A 9,383-nucleotide genomic window follows, 5' to 3' on the forward strand; every position below is an offset into this window, starting at 1 on the left:
TGCTGCTGTATGCAAAAGCTGTTCGGAGGGTTCAGATCATTAATGGTCATACACCTGGTACTCTGACGCGGGCACTCAAAGGCGATAAAGTCGGATCAATTATAAAAGCTTAACTTTTTGAATTTCATTAACTATATTTAATTTATTAATTTAACTTAATAAATAAATAATCTTTATATGGGGCAATCTCCTAACTACTTCTGTTCATTATGTCATGGAATAGAATGGTTATCATTACAGCCCTCCTTGTTGCAGGGCTCATGGTTGCTGGATGTGTCAGTGGAGAATCACCGACTGCTCCTTCAACAACTCCAACTCCGACCCTTGCTGCAAATCCGGAAGAGCTTCGTATCGCTACGACAACCAGTCTCTACGATACAAAACTGCTTGATCACCTCCAGTCAGTCTTTGAGAAGAAGCACAATGCAAAGCTTCTGGTTGTCTCTGCCGGAACAGGCAAAGCTCTTGAGTACGGACAACGGGGCGATGTGGATGTCATGATGGTCCATGACCGTGCACGCGAGGATGCGTTCATCGCTGATGGTGACGGGGTGAACAGGCGGGTCATCGCATACAATTACTTTGTTATCATCGGACCCGCGTCAGATCCTGCAGGCATCAAAGGTAAACAGCCTGAAGTGGCATTCCAGACCCTCATGGAGAAAGGGAAAGCTGGTGAGGCTGGCGTTGTCTTCGTCTCACGAGGAGATGCATCAGGAACTCATGCAAAAGAGAAGGCTATCTGGAAGGCTGCCGGATTTGATTATGCAACAGATGTGCAGAACTCAGGCAACTGGTATGTCGAGGCCGGTAGCGGTATGGGTGCAACCCTTGTAATGGCAAATGAGAAAGAGGCATACACCCTCTCGGATATCGGGACATTCCTCGCCTATAAAGGGGATCTTACCCTTGTTCCTGTCGTCAGTAAGGGGGATATTCTTCTGAATGTCTATTCTGCAATGTTGATCAATCCCGAGAAACACACCGGTGTTGATACTGAACTCGGTAAAAAGTGGGTCAACTTCCTCACCTCTGATGAAGCGCAGCATGAGATCGCCTCCTTTGGTGTTGTAGAGTATGGTGAACCCCTCTTCTTCCCAGCGAAAGGCAACTGGGCGGTTATGGGTGTTTCAGAGGCAGAGGTTAGTGCCCCTATCCTCTGATCCAAACCAACCTCTTTCACTCATTTTAAGGTGAATATTTGGAGAGTACTCTTTCATGAATGAGATCATTGAAGGCTTCAGAACTGCTATCGAGCTGATCATCACCCTCAACCCCGAAGTTATCGAGATCTCGATCAGGAGCATCATCATCTCTCTCTCAGCAACCCTTATAGCCTCATTCATCGCAATTCCGACCGGATCTCTCATCACATTTTCAGAGTTTCGTGGGAAGCAGGCTCTGGTGAATATCATCCAGACACTCTATGCGCTCCCGACCGTCCTCGTCGGCCTCTTCGTCTTTCTCCTTATATCCCGTGCAGGACCGTTTGGTTTTATGAGGCTCCTCTTCACTCCTGAAGGAATGGTGATCGCACAGACGGTATTGATTCTTCCAATTCTGATAGGTCTGACGATATCCTCCTTAAAGGGTATCGATACAACGATCCTCGATGCACTCAGGTCTCTTGGTGCAACGAAGATGCAATTCCTGAGATCTGTTGTATCTGAGGCACGGTATGCGATTATGGCTGCTGTTGTGCTTGGTTTTGGAAGGGCAATTTCCGAGGTGGGTGCGGCGATTATGATTGGAGGAAATATTCGTGGGCATACCCGTGTCCTGACAACGGCGATCTCACTTGAGACCTCTATGGGATATATCGCTGTCTCTATTGCCTTGGGGATTATTCTTCTTCTTATAGCACTTGTGATCAATCTCCTCCTCGCCATTGTGCAGAATCGGTGATTTTCATGCTTGAGATACGAAATTTAACGAAACGGTTCGGGGAGAATACTGTTGTCAAAGGTGTCTCACTCAGCATTCCAAAAGGTGAAATCTTCACCATCATCGGCCCGTCCGGTGCAGGAAAATCAACCATCCTCCGGTTGATCAATCTTCTTGAGATCCCAACAGAGGGGAGCATCATTCTGGATGGAGTGAATATTCATAAAGAAAAGAGTATTGAGGTCAAGCGCCGGATGGGAATGGTCTTTCAGAAACCGGCGATCTTCAATGTATCTGTTTATGAAAATGTTGCTATCGGTCTTCGGTTCAGGCATGTCAGAGAGGAGACGATAAAAAAGAAGGTTGCAGATGCGCTTGATATTGTCGGTCTCACCGGTTTTGATGACCGGAAGGGAAAAACCCTCTCCGGAGGTGAGATGCAGCGGATCGCACTTGCGCGTGTATTGGTTACTGATCCTGATCTTCTCCTCCTTGATGAACCGACAGCAAATCTCGATCCTGTGTCGGTCAGGATGATCGAGGAGCTTATTCTCAGGATTCATAAGGAGTTCAATACGACGATCATTATGTCAACTCATGATATGTTCCAGGGCCAGAGGCTTGCTCATCGTATCGGGGTGATGATTGATGGAAGGTTTGCGCAGTTTGGTACACCCCGTGAGATCTTCACGACTCCAAATGACAGGTTCGTTGCTCGTTTTGTCGGGGTTGAGAATGTTATTGATGGTAGAATCACCTCAAAAGATCGTGGTATTGCGTTTATAAAAGCAGATGGGATCAGCATCAAAGCATTATCTCCACTCCCTGTCGGAACAGATGTGACCGTTTTCTTTAGGCCAGAAGATGTTGCGATAAGTGGTTCATCAGAACATGCAGGGAGTATCCGGAATGTCTTTCCCGGTCGTGTACTCTCTGTTATCCCGATGGGCCCCTATAGCCGAATCCATCTCAACTGTGGGGTTCCTCTCCTTGCAATGATAACCTATATGGCGACAGAAGAGCTTGGCATTCGGGAGGGCTCTGAGGTTTGCGCCTCATTTAAAGCGACAGCGCCGCATGTCGTGAAGCGGTAGATCGTGATTCAACCTTTTTTCATCAAAAATGGGTGGTGATAAACTCCCTTTTTATTTTGTGTGCCTGTTGAGTTTCATAGTATCATAACTGTGGATTTTTAAGATACCTCTTTGTCTTTCTCACTAATTGGTTATTGTGGTGTCAGGTCCTGACTTTTTCTTAATGGACTCCTGATAACTATCCTATCTTTCTCGGCGTCAGAATACCGGCCATCGCACCGACAGCAGCTGACCCAATGGCTATGATACCCTCAGGGGGGGTTTTTCCAAGCCCGACAAGGATTAATGCTCCGGCAATGGTGGCAATAACTGCGATACCAAGAAAGGCAATGACTCCCCTGAACACCCATTCATCGGTCTCCAGTGGTGACTGTTTTGTATAATGTGATAGCTCTTCCAACCCATTCATTATGATGGTTTTCTTCTCTTCGGGAAGGGAGGCTGCTTCGATATCGATCATTGCCTTATTGATCTGGTCACTATTGACGGCGCGGGTAATGTCAAAGGATTGAGGTTTCATGATGTATAATCTATATTTTTGGTTATATATTTTATGTAATCAGAGCTGTATGATATTCAATCCAGTTGCTTTGAAGAATGTATAGCTGAAGGTTCCGTCTGATTCGGTTGTTCGATTGAGATCAATAATCCCTCTCTCCCAGTTGGTTTCGGTTATCATACCTTTTGCGAGTGCTTCTTCTTTTGCTCCTTCAATCATGGCAATGAAAGTCTTCTTTGTGAATCCTTCAACCAGATCCGGTCTGCTTGCATCGACGTACACCATCCGGTCTGTTACATGGACATCAGAGAAACCTGCATTCTTCAGGAGCGGATAGAGCCGTCTACCGATGCAGGCATCACCACCACCTTCTGCCTGGAGCCTGACAAGACAGCGGATCGTCTCCTGTGCATCAACACTGTCAGGGTGGAAGAAGGTTGATCCATGATCTCCTTCGATTACCGTGATGGTGCCGCCGGGCTGGAGCAGATTCCTGAGTTTTTGGAGGGCTGCCAGGGGATCTCTGAGGTGTTCAAGGACGAAGCAGACGAAGATATGATCAAAGGATGCGTTTTTAAAAGGGAGATCAAAGATATCTCCGTTAATGAGATTGATCGTGTTCATCTCAAGGGGCCGGATAGTATCCCGGGCTTTCCTGATAGAATCAGGAGATATCTCAACTGAAGTGATCAGAGCTCCCGGAGAGTGGTTTCCAAGAATGACGGTCTGGGCTCCGACGCCACACCCCGCCTCAAGCACCCTGCTTCCGGGAGGATAGTATGTATCATGGTGGAGGATAGTGGTCAGGGTGCCTGCCTGATCCAAAAGCCGCTCTGCTTCTTTCTCTGATCTGCCATGGACATATGGTTGTGTGGAGTTCTCCTGCTGCATTGTATGGTGTATCATGATCGCGTATGTACATTGTAGATCATCAATAAACAAAAATGTGATGGGTGCCGTAGAGGAAAAGTTGCCACGTAACCAGTCTGCTGAGGTGATGGAGGAGAGTACGGTACATTGGCAAGAGAGGCCCCACATCCATCACAGTGAGATGCACGGTGTATCTGGGTAATATCAGGGTTATCACGCCATTTAATGGTTCGACCCTTATGTCCTATTTGACCACCAGGCGATTTTTACCCTTTGGACGTGCCTTTTGAGGTCATTCAAATCCATCGGATGAGGGGGTAATTACTCCGGGAAGTCAGGTTGGTAATGCCGGAGGAGGAAATTCCGGACTTTTTCAGACTCCACCCAGCCGCGATCCAGACGGTCAACAAGGGTGTCAACCAGCTTGATCTGCACCATGATGTTCTCCCGGTATTGGGCGCAGTCGAGGTTCACATATCCCATGATTGCCTGGAGCGGGTTTCTGATCTGGTCGTTTAGGATTTGGAACTGCTCCATGTTCAGCCCGATCTGGGTTCTCCCCTCTTTTTTCAGTGCTTCTTCCAATCTCTTATGGTCAGTGATATCGTGGTACTGGACAAATATCTGGGAGGTCTGCCCCTCGGCCCCGGCGATTAGGATAAGGGAGATCTCGAAACAGCCGTCCTGGTTCTTCTCCTCGAAACGGACAGGCTGACCGGAACGGAGGATCTCACCGATCTGCGATTCAAGGGAGGTGGACTGACCGTTCTGGTCTAAACGGACAGGGGAATCCGCATTTACCTGATCATAATTATACCCTAACCGGCGGACCATGGCATCATTCAGGGCTATGATATTCTGGTTATGATCAAGAAGCATGACCGCGTCGGGGATAGCGTTTGCAAGGATCCGGATCGTGCGTTCGTTTTCTGTTACCTTCTTCTCCAGTTCATGGTTATACAGCGCAATTTCGAGGGCGGTCTGGATCTGCCGTTCGTTGAATGGTTTTAAGATGTAGCCCGCCGGGGAGGTCTTCTTTGCCCGGTCAATAATCACCTGCGTGGCAAATGCCGTGACATAGATGATCGGGATACCCCACCGCGAGCGGATCTCTCCCCCGGCCGTGATCCCGTCCATCTCGCTTGCCAGGTTGATGTCCATGAGCACAAGGTCCGGCTGGTGTTCCCCGGCGAGGGCAATCGCTCTCTCGCCTGTCTTTGCGATACCGGGGACTTCGTACCCTAACCCCTGAAGCATCTCTTTCAAATCCTGGGCAACCAATGCTTCGTCCTCGACAACGAGTATCCTGATCGTTCCGGTCATGTTTCACCTACTCCTGATTTATCGGATTTTTCATGCAGGGGGACCGTAATTACAAATTTCGTTCCCTTCCCGCTGGTCTCATAGTTCAATGTCCCGTCAATCTGCTGTACCAGGGTATGGACGATCGTTAACCCGGTTGTGCCGGATTTAGCCGGCCTTAACCCCTCCGGAAGCCCTGGCCCTTTATCGCTGACGGTCAGGGTAATCTTTCCTTGTTCGTCTTGTGATCCGGTGACAGTCACCATTCCGCTCCTGGCATCCGGAAATGCGTTCTGGAATGCGTTGGTCACCAGTTCGCTGGTGATGAGGGCGAGCGGCAGGGCAAGGTCAACTCCCAGCTCCCGGATATCAATCCGGATGTCGCTCTGGATGGGGTGTTCTCCCGTCACGTACGAAGACTGGATGGAACCGACAACGGACCGGATAATATTCCGGAGGTTAACCTGGCTCAGGTCCTTGGAATAGTAGAGCATATCGAACGTGGAGGCAATGGCATTCAGCCGGTTCTGCGTTCCGAGGAGCGCATTACGTACCCTTTTATCGGTTTCACGCCGGATTTGCATCTTCATCATGCTTACCGCGAGCTGGATGGTATTCCTCACCCGGTGGTGGATCTCGCGGAGGAGGATCTCTTTCTCACGGAGCAGGAGGTGGAGCTGTTCATCAGCCTGTTTTAGTGCGGTGATGTCGCGGATGGATTCGATTGCTCCCGTAAGATTTCCCTCCGCGTCATAGAGCGGGGTAGCTGCACACCAGAGGTGCGCTCCTCTGCCCTTATTGAGGTGCGGGATAAAGGTCTCGGCGATCCGGGTGCTGCCTTCCATTATCATGACCGGATATTTTGCATCAACTGCCGGGTCATCATGAAGGACGAGATCGATGGTGATCGGACGCCGTTCGTGATAGAACGGGAGAGCATATTCATAATTTCCTTTGCCGATCATCTGTCCGGCTGGAACACCCGTCATCTCCTCCATTGCGCGATTCCATGCAATGACCACCCCGTTTTTGTCAATGACGACTGTTGCATCGGGAAGGAAACTGATGATATCCATCAGACGGTGTTCGGATTTCTTCAGTTGCTCCTCTGCCGCTTTGCGTTCCGTCATGTCCCTGAAAATTCCTTCAATTCCCTGGAGTTCACCGGAAGAATCAAAATATAAATGACTGTTCGTGGATACGGTTACCACCGAACCATCTTTTCGTCTGAGGTCCACCTCAAAGTCTTCCACAAACCCGTTTTTTCCCATCACATTGAGCAATTGTATCCGGGCATCCGGGTCTGCATATATTTTTCCGGAAATGTTTAGTCCCAGCAATTCATCAACAGAGGCAGCACCCAGTAACTTTGCTCCGGAAGGGCTCATCATGATGAGGTTACCGTCCCGATCTGATCGATAGAAGGTGTCCTGGATATTATCCAGGATGCTGCGGTATTTCACCTCGCTTTCACGAAGAGCAATCTCTACCTGCTTGCGTTCGGTGATGTCCATCATGGAGGCAACCGACCATTTCGTGCCCGGAATTACTTCAACGGTCTGAGAGATAGTGCGGATCTCTCCGCTTTTTGTAACGACCCCGCATTCGTAATGAGTCAGGGCGGCTTCATGATTCTCCCGCCGCAGGCGGTGCTGGGCAAGCATCCGTTCCAGATCCTCCCTGACAATAAATTCCGTCCAGTTCTTTTTCCCCTCGATCTCCTCTCTTGAATATCCTGACAGTCGCGCGAATTCGGCATTGGCAATGGATATTCTGGTATCTTCCTCGATGAGGATGATTGCGGTCCCGGTGTTTTCCAGTATGGTCCGGTATAGGTTCTCCGACGCCCTGATCGCTTCTTCCGCTCGCTTTTTTTCGGTGATATCCCGGCACAAGGTCAGGATGATCTGTGACGGGCCGAAGGGGATGATCGAGGCATTGATCTCGACTGGCTGGATAGTGCCGTCGGGTTTCAGGTAATCGATCTCAAGGCCCCGGACCTGTCCTTTCCGGAGGCATTGTTCAACTTCCCAGGCATTTCGTTCAAGATCATAGGGGGCGGTCCAGTCGGTCACCGGCTTTCCCCGTATCTCATCGAGCGTTGACCGGCCGCACAGCCGGAGGTATTCCTGGTTCGCAGTAACGACCCGGCCGTCATTGTCGAGGATCACATAACCGGTACCAGTGGTTTCAACCAGGCTCCGGTACTGTGCATCGCCCGCGAGAACTGCCCGCCGGCCCTGCTCCTGTGCGGTAATGTCCAGCAGCACGCCATTGAATACCAGCTCGTCACCCGCACTCACCGGTTCGGAAATGGCATGGAAATACATCTCCTCACCCGTCGGTTGTATGAATTTCCCGGTATAATCCCATTTCCTGGCAGCGTGAACCGCGTTGTCTATCGAAGTGAGGAACGCCTCCCGGTCTTCCGGTGCAACACCGGCCGTGAACTTCTGGAAAAACATGGCGGGGTCCCCGCTGATGCCAAACAGTTCTTTGGAGCGCCCACTGACATAGTACAACCCCCGTTCCCCGGAACCCCGTGCATAGAACTGGAAGAGAACACCGGGGATGGTATCCGCTATCGTTCTCAACTGCTGACCGTTCATTGGTGCATCATCCGGGGGTTTTAAGGTCATGGATCTGCCTTCCCCATTGGTTTCTTTTCCGCCGGTTTGGAGAACGTAAACGTAAACTTCGTGCCCTCGTTGCGGTCTATCGCCACGGTGCCATCGAGTTGGTCGGTGAGCGTGTTTACGAGCCGGAGCCCCATCGAGGTCTGGTTCTCCAGCGTGATATCCTCCGGAATTCCAACACCATTGTCAGCTACGATAAATGTAAGGGTATCGGGATCTTCGGTGGCCGTTATGGAAAGCCTCCCGTCTTTCTGATCCTTAAATGCATGCTTCAGGCTGTTGGTGATCAGTTCGTTGCTGATGAGGCCAAGGGGAATGGCAGTGCTGATATCTACATAGATGTCCCGGATGTCAAGATCGAAACGGATGCCCTTATCAGCTGCCTCGTACATCTGGAAGATTCCATTCCCCAGTGCAACAAGGTAGTTCTTAAGGTCGATATGGGAGAAGTCTTTGCCCCGGTACAGGTGTTCGTGGACCAGTGCCATGGACATTACCCGCGTCTGGATGTCTTTTAAGATTTCAATGATCCTGGGGTCGTCGACCTTACGGATCTGCAGGTTAAGGATACTGGTGATGATCTGGAGGTTGTTTTTCACCCGGTGGTGGATCTCGCGCAGAAGCGTCTCCTTCTCGGCAAGCGATGCTTCGATCTGCTCGGTCATCTTCTTGCGCTCGGTGACATCCCGTGCCGATGCATAGATTAAGTTCCCTGAGGGGAACGAGCGCCACTCGATCCAGCGGTATGACCCATCCTTGTGGCGATAGCGGTTCGTGAATTCCAGGACTTGTTTCCCTGCTCCCAGTTCAGACATTGCCCTCCGTGACGTCTCCATATCGTCCGGGTGGACAAAATCAAGGAGATGTTTTCCCTCCATTTCGGCAAGGCTGTACCCCAGAGCCGATTCCCATTCCTTGTTCAGGCGCCGGAAATGCCCTGTCGTATCTGCGATGGAGAGTAGGTCGAGTGTGTGGGTAAAGTACCCGTCCACCTCCTCGTTTTTCTGGCGCAGCGCCTCTTCTGCCAGTTTGCGGTCGGTAATGTTACGGATGTTGCACTGGATGACCTTCTTTTTATTCACCTCATAGACATTACTG

The 9,383-nt window shown here is 50.2% G+C and carries 8 protein-coding genes; 3 read left to right on the plus strand and 5 right to left on the minus strand.

Annotated elements, in window-relative coordinates; genetic code table 11:
- Positions 1-224: 224 nt before the first annotated feature.
- From Q7V06_RS05640 to Q7V06_RS05650, 3 genes are read left to right on the plus strand one after another with little or no spacing between them, the layout of a single operon-like run.
- A complete protein-coding gene (locus Q7V06_RS05640; RefSeq protein WP_304839298.1) occupies positions 225-1,163 on the plus strand; it encodes a substrate-binding domain-containing protein in 939 nt (312 codons plus the stop codon).
- Positions 1,164-1,218: 55 nt separating this feature from the next.
- Complete coding sequence (locus Q7V06_RS05645; protein WP_304839301.1) at positions 1,219-1,905, plus strand: ABC transporter permease; 687 nt, start codon at positions 1,219-1,221, stop codon at positions 1,903-1,905.
- 5 nt (positions 1,906-1,910) lie between these two features.
- Positions 1,911-2,978: an ABC transporter ATP-binding protein gene (locus tag Q7V06_RS05650; protein ID WP_304839304.1), complete on the plus strand. Its 1,068-nt coding sequence runs from the start codon at positions 1,911-1,913 to the stop codon at positions 2,976-2,978.
- Positions 2,979-3,156: 178 nt separating this feature from the next.
- On the opposite strand, the gene Q7V06_RS05655 is transcribed toward Q7V06_RS05650, so the two are convergent.
- The 5 genes from Q7V06_RS05655 to Q7V06_RS05675 form a co-directional block, all read right to left on the minus strand.
- Positions 3,157-3,498 (minus strand): hypothetical protein, encoded by a 342-nt coding sequence (locus Q7V06_RS05655; protein WP_304839307.1) that lies wholly within the window; start codon positions 3,496-3,498, stop codon positions 3,157-3,159.
- 39 nt (positions 3,499-3,537) lie between these two features.
- Entirely contained in the window at positions 3,538-4,383 is an 846-nt protein-coding gene (locus tag Q7V06_RS05660; RefSeq protein WP_304839309.1) for a class I SAM-dependent methyltransferase, read from the minus strand.
- A 285-nt stretch (positions 4,384-4,668) separates the two neighbouring features.
- The gene (locus Q7V06_RS05665) at positions 4,669-5,670 is read right to left on the minus strand and encodes a response regulator (protein ID WP_304839312.1); all 1,002 of its coding nucleotides are present in this window, start codon (positions 5,668-5,670) and stop codon (positions 4,669-4,671) included.
- Entirely contained in the window at positions 5,667-8,288 is a 2,622-nt protein-coding gene (locus tag Q7V06_RS05670; RefSeq protein ID WP_304839315.1) for a PAS domain S-box protein, read from the minus strand. Before Q7V06_RS05670 ends, Q7V06_RS05665 begins: the two co-directional genes overlap by 4 nt.
- Positions 8,285-9,383, minus strand: a 1,099-nt coding sequence (locus tag Q7V06_RS05675; RefSeq protein ID WP_304839317.1) for a sensor histidine kinase, incomplete at its 5' end; no start/stop codon positions are given. The genes Q7V06_RS05675 and Q7V06_RS05670, both read right to left, overlap by 4 nt.

The organism is Methanocalculus sp. (genome assembly GCF_030651615.1).
GTDB lineage: Archaea > Halobacteriota > Methanomicrobia > Methanomicrobiales > Methanocorpusculaceae > Methanocalculus.

Coding starts and splice junctions, on each gene's coding strand:
- Q7V06_RS05640 (WP_304839298.1), top strand. CDS start 225: ATGGTTATCATTACAGCCCTCCTTGTTGCAGGGCTCATGGTTGCTGGA.
- Q7V06_RS05645 (WP_304839301.1), top strand. CDS start 1,219: ATGAATGAGATCATTGAAGGCTTCAGAACTGCTATCGAGCTGATCATC.
- Q7V06_RS05650 (WP_304839304.1), top strand. CDS start 1,911: ATGCTTGAGATACGAAATTTAACGAAACGGTTCGGGGAGAATACTGTT.
- Q7V06_RS05655 (WP_304839307.1), bottom strand. CDS start 3,498: ATGAAACCTCAATCCTTTGACATTACCCGCGCCGTCAATAGTGACCAG.
- Q7V06_RS05660 (WP_304839309.1), bottom strand. CDS start 4,383: ATGATACACCATACAATGCAGCAGGAGAACTCCACACAACCATATGTC.
- Q7V06_RS05665 (WP_304839312.1), bottom strand. CDS start 5,670: ATGACCGGAACGATCAGGATACTCGTTGTCGAGGACGAAGCATTGGTT.
- Q7V06_RS05670 (WP_304839315.1), bottom strand. CDS start 8,288: ATGACCTTAAAACCCCCGGATGATGCACCAATGAACGGTCAGCAGTTG.